Source organism: Streptomyces sp. DF42, assembly GCF_058267695.1.
In genome coordinates this window covers 9,724,264-9,744,371 of sequence record NZ_CM177859.1, presented here as the reverse complement: position 1 = coordinate 9,744,371, position 20,108 = coordinate 9,724,264, and the positions used below count along the sequence as shown (strand labels likewise).

15 protein-coding genes and 2 pseudogenes are annotated in these 20,108 nt (G+C 69.6%); 5 read left to right on the top strand and 12 right to left on the bottom strand.

Annotated elements, in window-relative coordinates; genetic code table 11:
- Positions 1-11: 11 nt before the first annotated feature.
- The 4 genes from ACYUED_RS44840 to ACYUED_RS44825 form a co-directional block, all read right to left on the bottom strand.
- Positions 12-818, bottom strand: coding sequence for an SDR family NAD(P)-dependent oxidoreductase (locus tag ACYUED_RS44840; protein ID WP_491290128.1), 807 nt, complete (start codon positions 816-818; stop codon positions 12-14).
- Positions 815-1,822 carry an NADP-dependent oxidoreductase gene (locus ACYUED_RS44835; protein ID WP_491290127.1) on the bottom strand — a complete coding sequence of 336 codons (1,008 nt, stop codon included), beginning with the start codon at positions 1,820-1,822 and terminating at the stop codon, positions 815-817. The genes ACYUED_RS44840 and ACYUED_RS44835 overlap by 4 nt, the downstream gene beginning before the upstream one ends.
- A gap of 327 nt (positions 1,823-2,149) precedes the next feature.
- The gene (gene glpK, locus ACYUED_RS44830) at positions 2,150-3,664 is read right to left on the bottom strand and encodes a glycerol kinase GlpK (protein ID WP_491290126.1); all 1,515 of its coding nucleotides are present in this window, start codon (positions 3,662-3,664) and stop codon (positions 2,150-2,152) included.
- Between the two features lie 41 nt (positions 3,665-3,705).
- Positions 3,706-4,473, bottom strand: a complete 768-nt coding sequence (locus ACYUED_RS44825) for an IclR family transcriptional regulator (protein ID WP_491290125.1) — start codon at positions 4,471-4,473, stop codon at positions 3,706-3,708.
- Positions 4,474-4,622: 149 nt separating this feature from the next.
- Here ACYUED_RS44825 and ACYUED_RS44820 point away from each other — a divergent pair, with 149 nt between their 5' ends.
- From ACYUED_RS44820 to infA, 5 genes and pseudogenes are all read left to right on the top strand, one after another.
- A complete protein-coding gene (locus ACYUED_RS44820) occupies positions 4,623-5,051 on the top strand; it encodes an ATP-binding protein (RefSeq protein ID WP_491290124.1) in 429 nt (142 codons plus the stop codon).
- A 31-nt stretch (positions 5,052-5,082) separates the two neighbouring features.
- A pseudogene (locus tag ACYUED_RS44815) lies at positions 5,083-5,335 on the top strand (aminoglycoside phosphotransferase); the annotation flags it as partial.
- A 386-nt stretch (positions 5,336-5,721) separates the two neighbouring features.
- Positions 5,722-5,787 (top strand): annotated as a pseudogene (locus ACYUED_RS44810) (hypothetical protein); the annotation flags it as partial.
- Positions 5,788-6,174: 387 nt separating this feature from the next.
- Positions 6,175-6,966, top strand: coding sequence for a GNAT family N-acetyltransferase (locus ACYUED_RS44805; protein WP_491290123.1), 792 nt, complete (start codon positions 6,175-6,177; stop codon positions 6,964-6,966).
- Complete coding sequence (gene infA / locus ACYUED_RS44800) at positions 6,963-7,187, top strand: translation initiation factor IF-1 (RefSeq protein WP_212914249.1); 225 nt, start codon at positions 6,963-6,965, stop codon at positions 7,185-7,187. Before ACYUED_RS44805 ends, infA begins: the two co-directional genes overlap by 4 nt.
- A 54-nt stretch (positions 7,188-7,241) precedes the next feature.
- Here the strand turns inward: infA and ACYUED_RS44795 are convergent, their stop codons facing one another.
- The 8 genes from ACYUED_RS44795 to ACYUED_RS44760 form a co-directional block, all read right to left on the bottom strand.
- A complete protein-coding gene (locus tag ACYUED_RS44795; RefSeq protein WP_491290122.1) occupies positions 7,242-7,463 on the bottom strand; it encodes a hypothetical protein in 222 nt (73 codons plus the stop codon).
- A 154-nt stretch (positions 7,464-7,617) separates the two neighbouring features.
- Entirely contained in the window at positions 7,618-8,949 is a 1,332-nt protein-coding gene (locus tag ACYUED_RS44790; RefSeq protein WP_491290121.1) for a ricin-type beta-trefoil lectin domain protein, read from the bottom strand.
- A gap of 59 nt (positions 8,950-9,008) precedes the next feature.
- Positions 9,009-10,991, bottom strand: a complete 1,983-nt coding sequence (locus tag ACYUED_RS44785; protein WP_491290120.1) for an alpha-L-fucosidase — start codon at positions 10,989-10,991, stop codon at positions 9,009-9,011.
- A gap of 49 nt (positions 10,992-11,040) precedes the next feature.
- Positions 11,041-13,449, bottom strand: a complete 2,409-nt coding sequence (locus ACYUED_RS44780) for a ricin-type beta-trefoil lectin domain protein (RefSeq protein WP_491290119.1) — start codon at positions 13,447-13,449, stop codon at positions 11,041-11,043.
- Positions 13,450-13,498: 49 nt separating this feature from the next.
- A complete protein-coding gene (locus ACYUED_RS44775) occupies positions 13,499-15,331 on the bottom strand; it encodes an RICIN domain-containing protein (protein WP_491290118.1) in 1,833 nt (610 codons plus the stop codon).
- Positions 15,332-15,368: 37 nt separating this feature from the next.
- The gene (locus ACYUED_RS44770; protein ID WP_491290117.1) at positions 15,369-16,904 is read right to left on the bottom strand and encodes an arabinofuranosidase catalytic domain-containing protein; all 1,536 of its coding nucleotides are present in this window, start codon (positions 16,902-16,904) and stop codon (positions 15,369-15,371) included.
- 71 nt (positions 16,905-16,975) lie between these two features.
- The gene (locus tag ACYUED_RS44765) at positions 16,976-18,640 is read right to left on the bottom strand and encodes a glycoside hydrolase family 27 protein (RefSeq protein ID WP_491290116.1); all 1,665 of its coding nucleotides are present in this window, start codon (positions 18,638-18,640) and stop codon (positions 16,976-16,978) included.
- Between the two features lie 42 nt (positions 18,641-18,682).
- A complete protein-coding gene (locus ACYUED_RS44760) occupies positions 18,683-20,101 on the bottom strand; it encodes an arabinofuranosidase catalytic domain-containing protein (protein ID WP_491290115.1) in 1,419 nt (472 codons plus the stop codon).
- Positions 20,102-20,108 lie beyond the last annotated feature (7 nt).

Genomic DNA, 20,108 nt, shown 5'->3' with positions numbered 1-20,108 from the left:
CGCAAGCGCTCTCAGATGAGGGCCGGCCTGCCCGGGCCTGGAACGTTGCGGAAGCGGAACGGCTCCGGTTCGCGGCCGGCCTGGACGAACCAGCACTCCCCCGTGCCGTCGCCGGTGATGATCCGCAGAATCGTCTCCGCCACGACCTCGGCCGGGATGACCGGCAGTTCCTGCTCGGAGAGCATGTCGCGCAGGTGGTCGATGATCCGCGACTCGGCGAACCCCGGGCAGACCGCGTTGAAGCGCACGTTGTCCTGCATGAGGGCCGGTCCCAGGGAGCGCGCGAGACCCACGACCGCGTGCTTGTTGGCCGCGTACAGGGGATCGAGCGGTACGGCCGCCAGGCCGGCCAGGGAGGCGGTCGCCACGATCGATCCCCCGCCGCGGGCCCGCAGCGCCGGCAGCACGGCGTGGGTGCCGTAGACCACCCCGTCGAGGTTGGCACCCATCGCCCGGCGGTATCGCGTGGGGTCGAAGTCCTCACCGACGCCGCATCCGGTCGCCACTCCCGCGTTGAGCAACGCGATGTCGACACCGCCGTACTGCTCCTGGGCGAAGTCGACCAGCGCGCGGTTGGCGTCGAGGTCGGAGACGTCACAGGCGCGGAAGCGGCCGCCGGTCATGTCGGCCACCTCCCTGCCACCCTGCGCGTCGAGGTCCGCGACGACCACTCGGGCTCCCGCCTTCGCGAGCGCCAGCGCGGTGGCCCGGCCCAGTCCGCCGGCACCGCCGGTCACGATCGCCACCTTGTCCTGCAGCGCGGCGCCCTTCGTCCGTGCTCCTCGCGGGGCGGCGGCCCGGCTCTCGGCGGCGGTCACGCCAGCTCCAGCACGAGCTTGCCGACGTTCTCGCCGCGAAAGAGCATCTGCAGCGTCTCAGGGAAGTCGTCCACGTCGCCTCTCACCACATGTTCCTTGACCTTGATGCGGCCGGCGCCGATCCAGTCGGCGATCTCCTGTGTGGCCTCCGCGTAGCGCTTGGCGTAGTCGAAGACGACGAGGCCCTCCATACGGGCGCGGCGCACCAGCAGGGAGAGGTAGTTGGAAGGTCCCTTGACCGGACCGGCGCCGTTGTACTGACTGATCGCACCGCAGATGACGACGCGCGCGTGCATCGCCAGCCGGGTCAGTGCGGCGTCGAGGATGTCCCCTCCGACGTTGTCGAAGTAGACGTCGATTCCGTCGGGGACCTCCCGGCGCAACGCCTTCTTGACGTCGTCGGCGCGGTAGTCGATCGCCGCGTCGAATCCCAGTTCGTCGGTGAGCAGCGCGCACTTCTCCGGGCCTCCGGCGATGCCCACGACCCGGCAGCCCTTGGCCTTCGCGATCTGCCCCACCATGGTGCCGACGGCGCCGGCCGCCCCCGACACCACGACGGTTTCGCCGTCCTTGAGCGCCCCGACGTCCAGCAGACCGAAGTAGGCGGTCATGCCGGGCATGCCCAGCGCCCCCAGATAGGTCGCGGGCGGCGCGAGGGCGGTGTCGATCTTCAGTGCGCCCCGGCCGTCGGAGACGACGTGTTCCTGGACGCCGAACATGCCGGCCACGTGATCACCGGGCCGGAAGTCGGGGTGGTTCGATGCGGTGACCTCGATGACCGATCCGGCGCGCATCACCTCGCCCACGCCGACGGGCGGCAGGTAGGAGGGGCGGTCGTCCAGCCAGCCACGCATGGCCGGGTCCAGGGAGATGACGCGGGTCCGGCCCGCGAACCGGCCCGGGCCCGGTTCCTCGACGGGCACGGAACAGTGCTCCCAGTCATCCGGTTTCGCCTCACCCACAGGGCGGGCAGCCAGACGTATCTGGCGGTTGGTCGCAGGCATCGCGGCTCCTGTCGTTGGTGGCTCGCAGCGACCATACCGACCAGTTGGTACGTGAGTGGAGTGAGGTTCGCCACACGCCATCCGTCGGTTCAGGGACGCGATGCCTTCGGGGCGGCATCGGCGGCTCCGGCCGCAGGGCGAGACGTCCGGGCCGAACCCGCGGCTGAGGCGGGGGCTGGAGCTGGGGCGGGGGCTGGCGAGTCCGCGCTCGCCCCGATCGTCCGAGCCACACCCATGAACGCCGCACCGCCCGCCGTGACCGACCGGCGCAGCCGGCGCCGACGCCGTGCCGCGTCGAGCCTCACGTGACCGCCGCGTCGAGTGGCGTCACGTGCGTCTGGGTGGTTGGACCCAGCCCACGGACCGCTGGACGGCGCGCTGCCAGCACTCGTACTCCCACTCTCGCCTCTCGGGATCCATGTCGGGCAGCCATTGGGCGGCCCGGTGCCAATTCCGGCGCAGGACCGCCAGATCCGGCCAGTAGCCTGCCGCGAGGCCCGCGGCGTAGGCCGCGCCGAGTGACACCGTCTCGGAGACCATGGGCCGTACGACGGGAACGTCCAGCACGTCGGACAGCAACTGCATGAGCAGGTTGTCGGCTGTCATGCCTCCGTCGACCTTCAGCTGTTTGAGGGCGAGGCCGGAGTCGGCGTTCATGGCGTCGACGACCTCCCGTGTCTGCCACCCGGTGGCCTCCAACGCGGCTCGGGCCAGGTGGCCCTTGGTGATGTACGAGGTGAGGCCGACGATCACGCCGCGGGCGTCGCTGCGCCAGTGGGGGGCGAAGAGGCCGGAGAACGCGGGGACGATGTAGCAGCCGCCGTTGTCCTCGACGGTGCGCGCCAGGGTTTCGATCTCGGGTGCGCTGTGGATCAGGCCCAGCCGGTCGCGGAACCACTGGACCAGCGAGCCGGTGACCGCGATCGGGCCTTCCAGGGCGTAGACCGGCGGCTGGTCAGCGATCTTGTACGCGACGGTGGTGAGGAGTCCGTGGCGGGATCGCACGACGTCGGGACCGGTGTTCATCAGCAGGAAGCTGCCGGTCCCGTAGGTGCATTTCGCCTCTCCGGGCGAGAAGCAGGTCTGTCCGAACAGGGCCGCCTGCTGGTCCCCGAGGGCGGCCGTGATGCGGACGCCGGGGAGCACCGTGCGAGCCTCCCCGTAGCTCTCGGCGGAGGAACGGATCTCCGGCAGCATCGGGCGGGGCACGCCGAAGAACTCCATCAGCTCACGGTCCCAGGCCAGCGTCCGGATGTTGATCAGCATGGTGCGGCTGGCGTTGGTGACATCGGTGATGTGCAGGCCGCCCTCCGTGCCGCCGGTCAGGTTCCAGACCAGCCAGCTCTCCATGGTCCCGAACAGCACGTCGCCGTCCTGGGCACGCTTGTCCAACCCGTCGACATGGTCGAACAGCCAGCGGATGCGGGGCGCGGAGAAGTAGGTCGACGGCGGAAGACCGCAGCGGTCGAGGAAGAAATCATCCCCGGGCTGTTGTCTCAGCTCGTCCACGAACTCAGCCGTGCGCGTGTCCTGCCAGACGATCGCCCTGCCCAGCGGGACACCGGTCCGCCGGTCCCAGAGCACTGTCGTCTCCCGCTGGTTGGCGATCCCCACGGCGGCGATCTGTCCGGCGTCCACGCCCGCGTTGGACAGCGCCTCGGGTACCACCCGCTGCAGATTGCGCCAGATCTCGACGGCGTCGTGCTCGACCCAGCCGGGGCGCGGGAAATGCTGCTGGTGTTCCCGCTGGGCGACCGACACCAACCGCCCGCCGTGGTCGAACAGGATGCATCGCGTGGAGGTGGTGCCCTGGTCGATGGACATCACATACCGTTCAACCATGATCGGGCCTGCCTTCCGATGCGTCGCGAAGGTACGGGGACCTACCAGCGTCCGGCGCCCAGGTCTCTGGAAATCGCGCGGGCGGCCTCCCGGAGCAAGGTGATCGGGGTCGGCCGGGGCCGGCCCGTGGTGTCGCAGAGCCGCTCCAACGGGCCGGATACGCCGATCGCACCCACCACCAGGCCGCCGTGCCCCCGGATGGGCATGGCGATGCCGGCCTCGCCCATGCTCATTTCCTGCACCTCGGCGCCCCAGCCGAGCTCCCGGATCTCACCGAGCGCCCGGTGGAGGGCCTCCGGGAAGACCAGGGTGTGCCGGGTGTACGCCTCCAGTCCCGTCTCCAGCAACGGATCGACCTGCGCCGCCCCGAAGGCGAGCAGGACCTTCCCGAGGGAAGACGCGTGCAGCGGCAGGAGCGCGCCCACGTCCAGGGTCTGAAGGGTGTCGTCCGGCCGGAAGACGTGGTGCACGATGAGCACCTTGCCTTCCAGGGGCGTGCCCAGGCGGACGGCCTCCCCACTGCGGGCGGCCAGGGCGTCGGCCCAGTTCAGGGAGCGCGACCGCAGTTCGTTCACGTCGAGGTAGCTCGTGCCGAGGTGCAGCAGCGCCGCCCCGAGCTGGTATTTTCCGGTCGCCTCGTCCTGTTCCACGAAGTCCACGTGTTGCAGGGTGCGCAGAATGCCGTGCACGGTGCCCTTGGCCAGCCCGAGCGACGACGCCACTTCGCCCAGTCCGAGCCGTCGGGGACCGCCGGCCAGCAGGCGCAGGATCGCCGCCGCCCGTTCTATGGACTGGACTGGCCCGGCCATACGGCGATCGTAGCCGCGTTTGCCCCCGTCAGGACTGCCGTTCGGTAATGCCGACCGCTGTTCATTGACCGACCGCACATCCCTCCATAGCGTCACATGACGCCCGGCCTCCAGCCGGCAGCAGCACCTTCCTCGGAGGAGATCGGCACATGACTGCAGCGCCGCCCAGCGCCGCACTTCGCTGGGAAGTCGAACACGTCTTTCCGCTCCTGCACGCCGCCAGGGCCGTCTCGGCTGTGCGCCAGCGCGTAGCCGCAGTCCTCAGCAGCTGGAACCTGTCCGCCGAGGGCACCGACGACGTCCTCCTGGTGGTCTCGGAGCTGCTCACGAACGCGGTTGTCCACGCCCTTCCCCCGGCGACGTTGCGGGTGTCGCGGGCCGCGGCCGACGGATGCCGCGCCGTACGTGTCGAAGTGAACGACACCGGCCCCGCAGCGCCGGCCGGGCCGTCCACGCCCATGACGGACCCGGATGAGCACGGGCGAGGCCTCGACATCGTCACCGCCCTGTCCGCCCGATGCGGAGTCCAGGTGCACTCCGGCGGAACGTGCCGTTGGGCAGAGGTGCCCGTGGGTTGAGGGCCGAAAGGCGAACGCCACCCACGTGGGCTCGACCACGCTCGCGCTGCTGCACGGGCCTGCGTACGGGCTGGACTTCCCCGAGCGGTACGAGGCACACGGCGGCCGCGACCTCGCCGACGGCTCCGACCACCTGTACTGGCGGCTGCTCGACGCTCTGCACTACTGCCCCGACGCGGCCAAGCCGGCCGGGCCGCAGCGGTGAACTGGGGCGGGTCGACCTGACGTCCGAGGTGCTGGGAGAGCGGCTGGAGGCGTACGTGGACGGACTGCTGCAGCGATACAGCGGTCGCGTCCCGCGTCGTGGTGTAGGGGATCAAGCCTTACGCGTTGCGGTACGAAGCTCCAGGCGATCTGCGCCGAGCTGGCCGTCTACGAGGCGCCCTGCTGGGGTGAGTTGAGCACCCGGTTGCGCGGAACTACCGGCGCTGGCCTGCGGATTCCGGCGACTTGATCGGCTACACCACCAGGCGGGACGCCACCGATACAGCTGACGGTGCCCTGGATCACTCGTCCGACACCGACACTGACGCCGACAGCGACACCGCGGGAGCCTGGGTTGTCGTTCTCGACCTCTACCGTGGCTCATTGCCCGTAGGCAGAGCCGCGGTCCGGGCCTTCGTCGAACAACCCGCTGCCGGCCCAGATCGGCGAGGAATACGGCAAGTCGGTGGCACAGGTCGTGCTGCGCCCGCTGACCGAGCGCGGCGTCGTCGTCATCCCCAAGTCGGTGCGCGCCGAGCGCATGGCAGAGAATCTCGACGTATTCGACTTCGAGCTCACGGCGGAGCAGTGGCCCGGATCTCCACCCTCGACGCCGGCAGCTCCCTGTTCCTCGACCACCACGACCCCGGGATCGTCGCCTGGCTCGCGAAGCGACGTCTGGACGCCTGACCGCCCCGCAAGCTCCGCCTCGTCGTCGCGCTACGAGCTCGTAGGAAATGGTTTGAGCGGGGCGGCTCCCGCTGCTACTTTCGCGATGGACCGTGAAGTCGTCGTATGGAGGTGAGCCCCGTGAACACAGTTACCCGTGGGTGCTCCCTCAACCCGTCACGGTCCGGCGGCTGACGTTCGGTGTCGCCAGGAGCGCCTGAGATCGAGGCACTCCTGGAAGGACACTCCGATGGATTCAAAACTTTTCACATCTGGTCTGAGCGACAACGCGGTGACGATCACGCGCGTCGCGGACAGCCAATGGCATGCGCTGGATGACGACCTGGTGGTCGGCCGCGGGCATGCGCAACACCGGGCCGACGGACGCCTGTTCGTCAGCATCGACGCCTGGCACGACGCCACGTTCGACCGGCTCGCCGAAGCGATGCTGGCGCAACTGCCGGCGCCGCTGTACACGGTGGTCGACGAAGCCGATGTCGAGCTGACGGACCGCTGGTGGCGGGCCGGTTTCACGATCCGGCGCCGCGAGTGGGAGTACGTCGTGCCGACCGACCCGCGGGTCACAGGGCTCGACGAGGCCATGGCGCCTTCGGGCGTGACGATCGTGCCCGCCGGGCAGGCGGACGAGAGTCTCCTGCGGGCGGTGGACCGCGTGATCCGGGACGAGGTCGAGGCGACCGTCGGGTGGCAGTCGATGCCCGCGGAGGTGATCCCTCGCCCCGAGGGCGACACCATCGTCGACCCGTCGAAGTACGCGGTGGCCGCGGCGCCGGACCGGTATCTGGGTCTGATCCGGGTGGTGACGGTGAACCGGCCGCGCATCGGGCTGGTCGCGGTCCGGGCCGGTGAGCAGCGCCGCGGCATCGCGCGGGCGCTGCTGGCCCATGCGCTGGGGGCGCTGCACAGCTCCGGCTTCGCCACGGCCTGGACGGAAGTCCAGGAGTCCAACCAAGCGGCCTCGGCCCTGTTCGAGGGCATCGGCGCCCGGCCGATGAGCAGCAACCTGGAGCTGGTGCGATGACGAGGAACAGGAACGTCATCGAGGTCGAGGGCAAGGTCGTCGAGTGCCTGCGCAGCGCCATGTTCACCGTGGAGCTCGAGAACGGCCACCAGGTGCTCGCGCACATCAGCGGAAAGATCCGCAAGAACTACATCAAGATCATGCTGGAGGACCGGGTGCTGGTGGAGCTCCCGCCGTACGACCTGACGCGCGGCCGCATCGTGTTCCGCTACCGGAACTAGCGGCGGTACGAGCGGCGGTCGGCGCCTTCCGCGACAGCTGATCCTGAGCCCCGGTCACGACGTTTGGGTGACCGGGGCCCTGATGGTGACTCGTATGGCCGCGGCGAGCCGCATCACTCTGGTCGTCGTGTCCGTCATCCCCGTCGAGGCGTCCGCGACCAGGTGCGGGTGCGCGCCGTCGTGCAGGGGCAGGGTGAGCCCGATCCGCCCGGCGCCGGACTCGACGAGGTGGCCGAGCAGGAGACGCAGGCCCGCGCAGCCAGACCCCGGGCTCACCGGCCAGAGAGCAGAACTGTCTGATTCCGCCCCGGCCAGGGCCGTGTCACGTTCAGGCGCGCCCGGTCCCCGCGACCTCGCGGGGACCGGGCGCGCCTGCGTCATATCAACAAGAACCCGCGTCACAGGCACGGTGCCGTTCTGGCCTCGTGTGTCAGTTCAGGCGCCAGTGCTGGTTCGCACCGCCCGAGCAGCTCCACAACTGGATCTTTGTCCCGTTCACGGTGCCCTGGCCGCTCGCGTCCAGGCAGAGACCCGACTGCGCTGCGGTGATCGTGCCGTCGGGATTGACGTTCCACTGCTGGTCCGCCTGCCCGCTGCAGTCCCCGATCGCCGCCGGGGTGCCGTTGCCCGCGGACTGGCCGACGCCCAGGCACTTGTTGCCGTAGACGACCAGTTGCTTTCCGGTGGAGTGGGTCCACCGTTGGTTGGAGCCGCCGTTGCAGTCCCACAGTTGTGCCTGCGTGCCGTTGGTGGTCGTGGAGTTGTTGATGTCGAGGCAGCGCCCCGACTGCTGACCGATGATCTCCTGGTTGCCGGAGGACGGTGGCGGCTGGTTCGAGCCGAACTGGGTGAAGAACTGCCACACCGCTGCCGACGTCCAGGTGCGCCAGCCGTCACCGGTGGAACCGTCTATCGGGCCGGGGTCGTGGCCCGCTCCGTCGAACGCGGCCCATACGACGGGGTATCCGGACTTGCATCCCGAGTAGGTGGTGATGATGTGCGTCAGGCTTCCGTTGGCCGGCTCGGGCGGGTTCTGCGGGGTGCAGCCGTTGGCCCGGACGAACGTGTCGCGCAGTTCCCGTCCCAACGCGATGGGCAGCACGTTGTCCCTGAGGCCGTGCAGACCCATGTAGGCGATGGGCTGGTTGCCGCCGTTGCACCCGCTGAGGTTCGCGCCGGAGTAGACCGCGACCGCACGGAAGACCGTCGCCCGTGAGCAGGCGAGGGCGTACGACATCCCGCCGCCGTAGCTGAAGCCGCCGGCGAACAACTGGGTGGTGTCGACGCACAGACCTGCTTCGATCTGGCTGACCATGGCGTCGACGAAGGCCACGTCCTGGCCGCCGGGGTTGGCCCAGCCGTTGCCGTTGCCCTGGGGGGCGACGAAGATCGTGCCGTTGTTCGCGTTGTCCGCCAGGCGCCTCAGGCCGTAGTAGGACCAGTTGTACCCGTCCGTTCCGCCCGAGTCGACGTCGGCCGCCGTGCCGCCGCGCCAGTGGAAGCCGAAGACCAGCCGGTAGGGGTGGTTGTTGTCGTAGCCGGCGGGGACCCGCAGGATGTAACTGCGGGCCTGGCCGCCGCTCTGGATCGTGTGGGTGCCACTCGTCAGGGCCGGGGCCTTGCCGCAGCCGGCGGTCGCCGCGGCGGCGGCGTGGGCGGCCGACGCGGGCGCGCCGAGACCGCTGCCCAACGAGGTGCCCGCGGCGGACAGGACGAGAAGTAGCGCCGCCGCGATGGACAGAAAGAGCGGTGTGCGTTTCATGCACTCCTGCTTCCGTGGTCGGGGGATGGAGGGGAGCGTCGGTCGGTCGCCGGGGCGGTTCACACGCCGGTGACGGTCCATTCGTTGTTGGTGCTCGAGTTCGGCGTCCACAGCACGGCCGTCGAGCCCACCGCGGTGCTGCCGCTGCCGTCGAGGGCGGTGCCGGTGCCCCGGTTGACGATCTGGTAGCGGTTGCCGCCAAGACCGTTGAGCGACCACTGCTGGTTGTTGCCGCCGTTCCACGCCTCCTGCCGGGCGGGAGCGCCGTTGGCGGAGTTGCCCCAGCTGTCGGCGGCCATACCGTTGGCGCGGTTCATGATGCGGACGTAGCCGTTGCCGAGGTCGATGAGCTGCCACTGCAGGTTGGCGCTGCCGTCGTAGCTCCACTGCTTGAGGTTGGAGCCGGCGGCGACGTTGCCCCCGCTGTCCAGCGCCAGCCCGCTGGTCACGTTGGCGATCTTCATCCAGGTCGTGGAGCCGCCCGGTGCGCCCAGGACGGGAATCTCACCGGAGAAGGTGAGCTTGACCGTGTAGGCCAGGGCGTTGAACGGCGGGTTCGACGAGGGCATGGCCAGGTGCAGGCCGGAGGCGTCCTGCGTCGGGGTGGGCAGGTTGGTGTAGGTGCCGGCGGTGTTGTTCAGCAGTTGGGCGCCGGTCAGGCTGCTGAGGTTGATCTGGTTCGAGTTCAGCGTGGTGACGGTCATGGTGCCGCCCTGCCAGCCCAGCGCGGTGACGTAGAGGACCTTGTTGTCCTGGCTGCGGGTGAAGCGGACGTCCTGGGGTTTGCCGGCCACCGGTCCGCTGAACGAACCTCCGCCCATCTTGGTGGGGCCCTCGCCGTAGCTGGCCCAGGAGCGGGTGCCGTAGACGGCCTCTCCGAAGCGGCCGAGCCAGTCCCCCATGGCGAGCAGGATCGACTGCTGCCCGGCGGGGATGGTGCCGTCGGCCATCGGGGCGATGTTCAGCAGCATGGTGCCGCCCTTGCTGACCCGGTCGATCAGCGAGTGCAGCAGCGCCTGCGTCGAGTAGTAGCCGATGCCCACCGTGTAGCACCAGCTGGAGGAGGAGATGCTGTCGTCGGTCAGCCAGTAGGGGGTGAGCAGTCCGGCCGGGCCGCCGCGCTCGAAGTCGAAGACCTCGCCCTTGTTGTTGAGCCCGTCCTTGTAGGTCGCGGCCACGTCCTTGTTCCAGGAGACCGCCTGGTTGTAGTAGTGCGCGAGGAACTGGAGCCGGTAGGACTCCTGCACCAGGTTGAGGTCGAAGTCCTGCCAGAGCAGGTCCGGCTGGTAGCCGTCGATGACCTCGACCAGCTTGTCGTACCAGAGCTTGTTCTCCGCGTCCGAGCCCTGCTGGCCGTAGAGCACGCGGAGCGCCGGATCCGACTGGGACGGCACGTGGTCGTAGAAGCCGTTGAAGTGGTAGGCGTGGTGCAGGGAGGCCATGAACTTCAGCCCCTGCCCGCGGATGGCCTGCGCGTGCAGCCCCACGAGGTCGAGCCGGGGGCCGTGCCGGACGGAGTTCCACGGGTTGGCGCGGCTGTTCCACATGGAGAAGCCGTCGTGGTGTTCGGCGACCGGGCCGGCGAATCTGGCGCCCGCGGACTTGAACAGCCGGGCCCAGGCGTCCGGGTCCCAATTGCCGCCCTGGGAGGCCGGTTTGGGGGCGAACTGCACGAAGTTGCCCGCCTTGTCGCGGGCCCCGTCGATGAAGTTGTTGTACGGCCACACCGAGGGGTCGCCGTAGGTGGCGATGTGGTGCCGGTTCTCGTTCGAACCGCCGACGTACATGTTGCGCGGGTACCACTCGTTGCCGAACGCGGGGACGCTGAAGGCGCCCCAGTGGTAGTAGATGCCGAACTTGGCGTCCTTGAACCAGGCCGGGGCCGGGGGGTGCTGGTCGACGGAGGACCAGCTCGCGGTGTAGCTCCCGGGGCCGTCGGTGGCGGCGGCCTCGGGGGCGAACCGCAGCAGGCCGTAGGCCGCGGCCGCGCCGGTCGCCGCCAGCAGCCGGCGTCGGCTGATGGGAAAGGGGGAGGAAGTCATGCGGGACCTCTCTCGTCATTGACGATGGGTGATGGCCGCCGGCGCCGGATCACTCGCGTGTCCACTTCTGGTTGTCGGCCCCGCTGCAGGTCCACAGCTCCAGCAGGGTGCCGTTGGCCGTTCCCGCACCGGTGGCGTCCAGGCACAGGCCGGACTGGGCGCCGGTGATCGTGCCGTCGGCGTTGAGCGTCCACTTCTGGTTGCCGCCGCCCTCGCAGGTCCGGATGTCGACCTTGGTGCCGGGGCTGGTGCCGCTCCCCGAGGCGTCCAGGCAGAGGCTGCCGTAGACGCGCAGTTCACCGGCCGAGGTGCTCGTCCACTGCTGGTTGCTGCCGCCGTTGCAGTCCCACAGCTCCACCTGGGTGCCGGGCGTCTGGGACTGGTTCGGTACGTCCACGCACCGGCCGGAGCCGACCCCGACGATCGGGGCGGTCGTGCCGCCGCCGGATCCGCCGCTGCCGGGAGTGAGAGACAGGTTGTCGAACTGCGCCGTCTCACCCTGGCTGGTCGCGTAGCCGACCTGTCCGCCCGCCCAGGTGCGGTCGTTGGCGGAACCGGCCGTGGCACCGTCGATGACGGCGGTGACGGTGGTTCCGGAGAAGGTGAGCGCGAGAGTGTGCCAGCGGTTGGTGCCCAGGGCCGCGGTCGTGCCGTGGGCGAGGGTGGAGACGGTGCCGTTGGTGCCGGAGTTCAGGATCGACCAGGCTCCGGTGTCAGTCACCCGCAGGTGGTAGGCGTTCAGTCCGCCGGTGCTGCTGTAGTCCTGCCCGTTCGCGCGTCCTATCAGCTCGGCGTATCCCGGCTGTTCGAGCAGCACGTCGGACGAGATGGTGTAGTTGCTCCAGCTCACGTCACCGAGCAGGGCGTGCGGATCGGACAGGGCGTCCCAGGTGATCGGTTTCTGGGGGCTCATCTGGCGCACGCACTTGCCGCTGCGGCCGCCGCCGCAGCCCGCGACCTCGAAGGCGCCCTGCCAGTCCATGAGGTACTTCGCCTCGGTGCCGGTGGCGTTGCCGTCGAAGGAGTCGCTGTACGGCAGGTTCATGGCGCTCTGGGCGGGAGCGGTCGCGGTGCCCTTGCCCTGACCGGTCGTGGTGGTCAGGGTGTAGAGGCGATGGGGCTGCAGGGTCAGGCTGAGGCCGCCGCCGGACGGGGTGATGTCCGTGGTGTGCACGAAGTAGTCGGCCGGATTGGCGGAGTTGACGTCGGTCGACCAGACGTGGACGGTGGCGTTGGACAGGCCTCCGGTGACGTTGAAGTTCAGGGTCTGGGCACTGCCGGCGTCCATCGTCTCGATGACGGTGGAGTAGTCGGAGTTGTTGGTGGACTTCAGCGAGACGTAGCTGCCGTTGTTCCGGTTGCCGCCGATGTAGCCGCTGGAGGAGTCGAGGTACTTCCAGCCCGGGGCGGTGAACTGGCTGGTGTGCGCCATCACCCAGGTGTTCTTGCCGATCGCGTAGTGTCCGGACCACGGCTGCGAGGCGAGCGTGAGACCCATGGTGGGGTACGGCAGGTTCGGTGTGATCGCCGCGACCACCGGCCAGTTGAGGTACGCGGTCATCCGGCCGTCGATGTATCCGCGGTTGATGCCGCGGGCCATGGCCGGTGCTCCGCCGTTGTAGTCGTCCGAGCCGTTCTCGCTGGCCCACAGGGGCTTGCCGGACGATGTGGCGGCCGACGGCACCGAGCAGTTGGACTGGGAGGAGCGGTAGCCGCAGGGGTAGTGCGTGCCGATGACGCTCACCGCGGCGGCGAACGCCTGGTTGGAGTTGACGTCGTTCGCCACGGACCAGTCCGAGTCGGCTGCGACGATCTTGACGCCGGTGTAGCCGTTGGCGTTGAGCGCACTGCGCAGTTGCTCGTACCAGGAGACGTTGTAGCCTCTCTCGTTCCAACCGCCGAGGTAGTCGATGCCGAGCCCGTGCTGTTTGGCGCAGCCCAGCCACGAGACCAGGTAGTTGATCATGTCGGTGGACCAGAAGTTGCCGCCCCCGATCCAGCCGGGGGCGCCCCAGGCCAGTCCGTACAGCTTGATGTTCGGGTTGCGGGCCTTGGCCTGCTCCATGAGCCACCATTCGTAGCCCCGGTCGCAGTTGAGGTCGGAACGGGTGTGCTGGTGGCTCGGCTCGGCTCCCGAGGTGGAGTTGGTGTCCCCGCCGATCTCGGCCTTGAGGATCTGCAGGGAGGCCCCGTAGCCGGGCCGGAAGAGGTAGTCGAGGATCTGGCCGCGCTGGGGCTCGGGATAGTCGGTCAGGAGTCTGCTGTTGCCGCCTCCGCCGCTGATCGCGCCGACGCCGTCGAAGGTCCGTCCGCCGGAGGCGCCGTTGATGGTGATGGAGGTCGCGGCGTGGGCCGGCGCGGCGACCGTGCCGACGAGGCCGCCGGCGGCCAGGACGAGGCCCGTGAGCACGGCCGTCGAGGCGCGCAGGCGCCGCAGCAGCCGTCTGAGTGCTGACACGGTGGGGGTTCCTTTCGCAGGTCGGTGGGGGTCCGCGTCGGGTGTGGTATCAGCGGACGGCGAAGTCCTGGTTGGTGCCCGGCGCGTTCTTGCACTGCCACTGGTCCAGTTGCTGTCCCGCGTTGCTGCCGGCGCCGTGGACGTCCAGGCACAGACCGCTGTTGCGGTTCTGGAAGGCGTACGTGCCGTCGGACTGCGGTACGGGCAGCCACAGGGCGCCGGCCGCCGTGCCCGGGGCCTGCTGGACGATGTCCGGGGTGCCCGCCGTCGTGGAGTTGCCGGCGACCGCCACGTCCTGGCCGGAGTTCTGGGCGCGCAGTTCGCCGTAGCCGCCCGAGGCCGGCATGAACCGGAACTGCTGGTTGCCCTGCCCGTTGCAGGTCCACTGGTCGATCACGGCGCCCGCGCTGGTGGAGTTCCCGTACACGTCGAGGCACAAGTTGTCGTTGGCGACCACGAGTTGGTGGTAGCCGTCGGGGAAACTACCGCCGCCGGACGACGCCGGGGTCAGATAGACGGCGAAGGCGTCGTGCGCGCCCTGGAACGTGAACGGCACGGTGACCGAGCCGCCGGAGGCGCTCACGTTCTGGTCGTACACGGTCTGTGGCGCACTCAGCGGCGCCTGGTCCTGGATGCGATGCACGGTGACGTGCACACTGCCGGCGTTCGTCAGCCAGGGCACGGACGACAGCCCGTCGAAGGTCACCGAAGCGGCGCCGGTGTAGCCGTTGGAGTCGCCGATCACTGCTACCGCGCGTTGGGCGGCGGAGTCCTCGGCGGCGGCGATGGCCGTCGAGCCGACCTGGCCGGAGGTGTCGACGAGGGTTCCGGTCATGTCGGCGTAGTCCCGAAGCGCCCACCAGTTGCCGGTCGGCTGCCAGGTGCCCCCGCTCTGGGTGAGCACTCCCGTCAGGTTCGGGGTGACACAGCAGACCCAGTTGCCGCGCATCGCGTTGGCGTAGCCGGACTGTGCGAACCGCGCCAGGTACCAGGCCGTCACCCCGGCGCTCTGCCGGTCGGCCGGCTGGTACTCGTTCGAGGACAGCGGCAACGGACCGATGCCCGCCGCGCTCAGGGCGTTGCTCAGGCTCTGGGCGACGGTGACCGGGTCGTCGACGTCGCCCTCGTTGTGGTTGGCGATCATGTCCGGCACTGTCCCGGCCGCCTTCACGTGCGCGAGCCAGGTCCGCCATTCGCCCGGGTTGCGCTGCGGGGTGAACGCGAGGGACGGGCCCACGATCTGCGCCGCGGGGGCGATACGCCGGATCTCCCGGTAGGCGGTGTCCCACATCTGGAAGTACTGGGCGCTGTTGACACCCCGGGTCCAGAAGGCGGAGATGTCCGGCTCGTTCCAGATGTCGTAGGAGAACGTCAGCCCCGAAGCCTGCAGTGCGCCCACCGTGGAGTCGATGAAGCTGATCCAGTTGGAGCAGTCACCGTTGTCGCAGGGGTACTTCGTGTTGGAGGGCTGGCCGCCGTTCGCGCCGTAGATGTCGCTGACCAGCACCTGGTACTGCGCGTGGTACGGCGGCCGGGTGAGCCGCTCGGCCTGCGCGGTGATCGAGCCGACGTCGGCCCGGGTGGCCGAGCCGTACTGGTAGCCGTCCCTGATCCAGCCACCGGAGAACCATCCGCCGCCGCGGAACGCGTTGATCCCCAGCGGCTGGAGGAACTGGTCGACGGGCTGGCTGCCGTCCTCGCTGATGCCGTAGAGGAACCCCTCCCCCACGCCGGTCGACGGTCCCCGGGCCGACGCCAGGTGGACGCTCAGCGACGTACCCGAGGCGGCCCGGCTCGGGGCCGTCGACAACAGCGCCAGCACAAGGGCCAGGACGACACCGCTCAGCAGTACCAGACGGCCGGGTCTCACTCTCGTCGTCATCAGATCCTCCTGAGATCGCGCGCCGTGCCTCACCGGGTCAGCTCAGCGTCCACTTCTGGTTGGACTGGCCATTGCAGGTCCACAGCTGTACGGGGGTTCCGTTGGCGGTGGCGGCGCCCGAGACGTCCAGGCACAGCCCGGACAGGGTGCTGGTGACGGTGCCGTTGGTGTTGAGCGTCCACTGCTGGTTGCTCTGGCCGTTGCAGGTCCAGGTGATGACCTTGGTGCCCGGGCTGGTGCCCCGTTCGGAGGCGTCCAGGCACAGACGGTTGCCGGCCAGGGAGACGGTCAGCTCGTGCGAGGCGCTCTGGGACCAGGTCTGGTTCGCCGCGCCGGAGCAGTCCCTGATCTGTGTCTGCGTGCCCGGAGTCGTCGAACTGCCCGGCACCTCAAGGCACTTGCCCGCACCGACCGCGTGCAGCGCACCGGTCGTGCCGCCCCCGCCGCTTCCCGTTCCGTAGCCGGCGGCGGTGATGGCGGCCTGGACGGCGTTCTCGGTGGCGTCGGAGGGGTAGCCCGCCGTCATCGCGCCTTCGAAGAACTCGCCCTGCCCCGAGACGCTGTTGTCGCCGCCGGTGCCGAGGAGGACGGAGCTGTCGACCTTCATCGGGGAGTATCCGTTGGGCAGGGGGCCGGAGAAGGTGGTGGTCAGGCCGCCGCCGGCTCCGTTGCCGTACTTGAGCGTGAAGTTGCTGGTTCCGTTGTTCTTCAGCCACGCGCTGACGAACGGGTAGTGCACACCCTGGTTGTTCGGGTCCTTGTTGGAGCCGGTGTTGGTGTGGAACATGCCGTTCTCCAGGTCGGCCTCGACCCACGGGCCGTTGCCGGTGCAGCCGTTGAACCAGCAGGCGTTGCCCCAGTAGATGGCGTTCATGGTGGCGTTGCCGGTGTCGGTGTGGGAGTTCTCGCCGCTGCCGTAGTCGAAGCAGCACCACTGGTTGGTGTAGTTCGACGACGTCACCATGTAGATGCCTTCGGGCTGGGAGCCGGTGGCCACGCCGCTCGCGTGGTCGATGCGGTACCCGACACCGGGGGTGACCTTGACGCCGAAGACCTGGTGGCCGGCCGCGGTCACCGGCAGGGCCATGGCGTCGGCTCCCACGTCCGATCCGTTGGGTCCGGGCCCCTTCCAGTAGCCGCCCCAGGAGATCGGCAGGTCGTTGTGCCGGGTGGTCTGGTCGTAGATCTTCGTGATCGTGCACGACGTGCCCGCGCAGAACGACACCTGGGACGCCGCGTCGGCGTACCCGCCCGCGGCGAGCACCCCGATGTCGCGGTAGCTGTGGTCGGAGGACCGCTGGATCTGGTACAGCGGCCCGTTGTACGCCGCGAAGAGCGCCCTGGTCGTGGCGTGCGCCGTCACGCACGGCGTTCCGCCCGCCGCGTAGAGGTCGCACGGAAGCGACGTGTCCGCGGCGGGCGCGGGCGTCGACGCGTGGCCGACGGCGGGTGTGCCGGTCCGCGCGGAAGTGGCGAACGAGGGTGTCCCCAACGCGGCCAGGGCCATCACGAGGGCGATCAGGAGCACCGCCGGGAATCGCCTGCGCCGGCGATCGGTTGCTGATCCGGGCATGGAGACCTCCTTTGTGGCGGTGCCGCCGTACGGCGGCACCGAAGCTGCCGGTGGCCGGAGGGAGGGGCGGGTCATCGCAGCGTCCATCGCTGACTGCTGCTGCCGTTGCAGGTCCACAGCTCGGCGAGAGATCCGTCAGCCGTGGCCGCTCCGGTGACGTCCAGGCACAGGCGGGACTGCACGCCGGTGATGGTGCCGTCGGCGTTCAGGGTCCACTGCTGGTTGCTCTGGCCGTTGCAGGTCCAGATCTCCACCTTCGTTCCCGGCGTGGTCTGGTTGTTGTAGGCGTCCAGGCACATCTGGCCGCTGCCGGAGTAGACGGTGAGCGAGCCGGAGGCGGAATGCGTCCAGGTCTGGTTGGCGCCGCCGTTGCAGCTCCAGATCTCCACCTGGGTACCGGCGGTCGTGGTGGAGTTCGGTACGTCCAGGCACTTGCCCGCGCCGACCGCGTGCAGCTGACCGGTCACGCTTGTGCCGCCGCCACCGCTGGTGCCGCCCGCGACCCGGTACATCACCGTGCCGTGCGCCGGTACAGAGGCGCTGATCGTGCCGGAGGTGGTCGAGGACGCGCCCGACCACAGGTCGGTGAGGGTGTAGGCGGACGCCCCCGTCTTGCCGATCGCGGCCGCGGTGGTGGTGATGGTCGCCGTGGAGTTCGTCTCGTTGAACAGGGCCACCGACACGTCCCCGTTGGCGAGCGGCTTGGCCAGCACGTCCAGGCCGCCCGAGGAGGACACCATGGTCCCCTGTTTGCCGAGCGGGTCCTGGTCGACCGCTATCACCCGGGAGTTGGTCAGGACGGACAAGGTGTCGGCACTGGCCGAGGGGATGTTGGTGCCCGCGATCAGTGGTGCGGCCATCTCCGCCCAGAGGCTGAACTCGCTGCGGTTCTCGGTGGCCGTCATCGAGCCGTTGCCGACCTCCAGCATGTCCGGGTCGTTCCAGTGGCCGGGGCCGGCGTAGGAGGCCAGTCCGACGTTGCTGTGGAAGATCGACAGCATGCTGGAGAAGCTCGGGGTGATGTCCCCGGTGGTGCGCCAGCTGTTGCCCACGTCCGCGCCCCAGGTCCACACGTTGTCCTGGCCCCAGTTGCACAGGCTGTACAGGATCGGCCTGCCGGTGGCCGCCAGGGCGTCCCGCATCGCGGTGTAGCGGGTCCGCGCCGGCGCTCCGGTGTTGTTGCAGTTGTCGTACTTCAGGTAGTCCACGCCCCACGACGCGAACGACTGCGCGTCCGTGCTCTCGTGGCCGAGGCTGCCCGGGTATCCCGCGCAGGTCGCGGTGCCCGCGTCCTCGTAGATCCCCAGCTTCAGCCCCAGTGAGTGCACGTAGTCCGCGGTGCCCTTGATGCCGTCGGGGAACTTCGCGGGATCCGGCACCAGGTGGCCGCCCGAGTCGCGGCTGTGGGTCATCCAGCAGTCGTCGATGTTGACGTACGTGTAGCCGGCGGCCTGCATGCCGTTGGTGTGCATCGCCTGCGCGGTGGCCTTGATCAGCGACTCGGAGACGTTGCAGCCGTACGCGTTCCAGTCGTTGAAGCCCATCTGCGGGGTCGGCGCGAGCCCGTTGCCGAGCGCGGCGGCGGGCTGCGCCGTGCCGAGCGAGAGGAGGGGGGCGGCCGCGACGAGCAGCACGGTCGAGAAGGCGAGCGCAAGGGGCCTGCGCAGGGACAGCAACAGGGACAGCAGCGGGGGCAGTTGGCGAAGACGCCTGGCGCTCGCGGTGGTGGTGGGCATACCTCATCGACTCCTGGGACGAGTGGGGGAAGCTGAGAGCGTTCAGCGGTAGCCGGCGGCGGTGATGTCGGCCTGGACCGCGCTGTCGGTCGCGTCGGAGGGGTAGCCGGCGACGACGGCGCCCTCGTAGAAGGTGCCGGCGCTCAGGTTGGCGCCGCCGCCCGGCTTGCAGCAGTCGCCGCCGCTGCCCAGGACGATGGCCCCTTGTTTCTTCATGGGGCTGTATCCGCCGGGAAGGCCGCCGTCCCACAGGGTTGTCAGGCCACCCGACTGGGCGTTGCCGCCCTTGAGGGCGAACCTCGACGTGCCGTTGTTCTTGAGCATCGCGGTGACGAACTTGTTCGCGAACGCCCGCTGGCCCGGGTTCCATGACTGGCTGCCGCCGGAGTACAGGCCCCATTCGAGATCGGCCTGCACCCAGGGACCGCTGCCGGAGCAGCCGCCGAACCAGCACTCGGTGCCGAAGTTGATCGCGTCCATCGCCCCGGCGGCGTCGGCCTTGCGGTCCGTCTCGCTGTTGCCGTAGTCGAAGCAGCAGCCGCCGTTGACATGGGTGCCGCTGGTCACCATGTACGCCCCTTCGGGTGCGGCACCGGTCGGCACGCCCGTCAGGTGACCGTCCCGCCAGTAGCTGTTGCCGGGGTTGATGTACAGCGAGTAGGCCTTGGTGCCCCCGGCGGTGAGTGACTCGGAGGTCGCCTTCGCGGGACTGCTCTGCGTCGAGCCCGGGACCTGCGCCGAGCCCTGGTACCACAGGTCGTTGCCGTGTCCGGACTGGTCGCGGACGACCGTGATCACGCATGTGGTGCCCGCGCAGAACGAGTCCTGCGCCGCCGCGTCGGCGAAGCCACCGGCCAGTACGCCGATGTCCTTGGTCGCGTTGTCCGAGGCGCGCCTGACCTGGTAGAGGGGGCCGTTGTACGAGCCGTAGAGCGCGCGCACCGTGCTGTGCGCGGCCACGCACGGGGTTCCGCCCGCGGCGTAGATGTCGCACGAACGCGACCCGCCCACCGGGGGCGCCGGCGCGGTCCACTTCTGGTTGCTCTGGCCGTTGCAGGTCCACAGGATGACCGCGGTGCCGTCGGCCGCCCCCGCCCCGCTCACGTCCAGGCAGAATCCGGAGGCGGCACCGGTGACACTCCCGCCGGAGCTCTGTCGCCACATCTGGGTCGCCCGCCCGTCGCACGGCCGGATGACCACCGCGGCTCCCGGAACGGTACGGGTGTCGTAGGCGTCCACGCACCGCGTGCCGTTCAGAGTCCGCAGCTCACCGGCCGCCGTGAACTCGAACGCCTGGTTGGCCTGGCCGTTGCAGTCCCAGATCTGCAGCCCCGTACCCGACGTGTCGACGTTGCCCTTGACGTCCAGGCACCGCCCCGACGCCGAACTCACCAGGGCTGCCCCGGGCGTCGGTGCCGACCATGCCGGCGCGGCGGTCAGGAACATGGCCAGCAGGGCCATCACGCAT

Excerpts from the sequence above, each read along its gene's own strand:
- ACYUED_RS44805 (WP_491290123.1), top strand. The coding sequence starts at position 6,175 with ATGGATTCAAAACTTTTCACATCTGGTCTGAGCGACAACGCGGTGACG.
- ACYUED_RS44770 (WP_491290117.1), bottom strand. The coding sequence starts at position 16,904 with ATGCCCGGATCAGCAACCGATCGCCGGCGCAGGCGATTCCCGGCGGTG.
- ACYUED_RS44790 (WP_491290121.1), bottom strand. The coding sequence starts at position 8,949 with ATGAAACGCACACCGCTCTTTCTGTCCATCGCGGCGGCGCTACTTCTC.
- ACYUED_RS44765 (WP_491290116.1), bottom strand. The coding sequence starts at position 18,640 with ATGCCCACCACCACCGCGAGCGCCAGGCGTCTTCGCCAACTGCCCCCG.
- ACYUED_RS44760 (WP_491290115.1), bottom strand. The coding sequence starts at position 20,101 with ATGGCCCTGCTGGCCATGTTCCTGACCGCCGCGCCGGCATGGTCGGCA.
- ACYUED_RS44820 (WP_491290124.1), top strand. The coding sequence starts at position 4,623 with ATGACTGCAGCGCCGCCCAGCGCCGCACTTCGCTGGGAAGTCGAACAC.
- ACYUED_RS44835 (WP_491290127.1), bottom strand. The coding sequence starts at position 1,822 with ATGCCTGCGACCAACCGCCAGATACGTCTGGCTGCCCGCCCTGTGGGT.
- ACYUED_RS44785 (WP_491290120.1), bottom strand. The coding sequence starts at position 10,991 with ATGACTTCCTCCCCCTTTCCCATCAGCCGACGCCGGCTGCTGGCGGCG.
- ACYUED_RS44775 (WP_491290118.1), bottom strand. The coding sequence starts at position 15,331 with ATGACGACGAGAGTGAGACCCGGCCGTCTGGTACTGCTGAGCGGTGTC.
- infA (WP_212914249.1), top strand. The coding sequence starts at position 6,963 with ATGACGAGGAACAGGAACGTCATCGAGGTCGAGGGCAAGGTCGTCGAG.
- glpK (WP_491290126.1), bottom strand. The coding sequence starts at position 3,664 with ATGGTTGAACGGTATGTGATGTCCATCGACCAGGGCACCACCTCCACG.
- ACYUED_RS44825 (WP_491290125.1), bottom strand. The coding sequence starts at position 4,473 with ATGGCCGGGCCAGTCCAGTCCATAGAACGGGCGGCGGCGATCCTGCGC.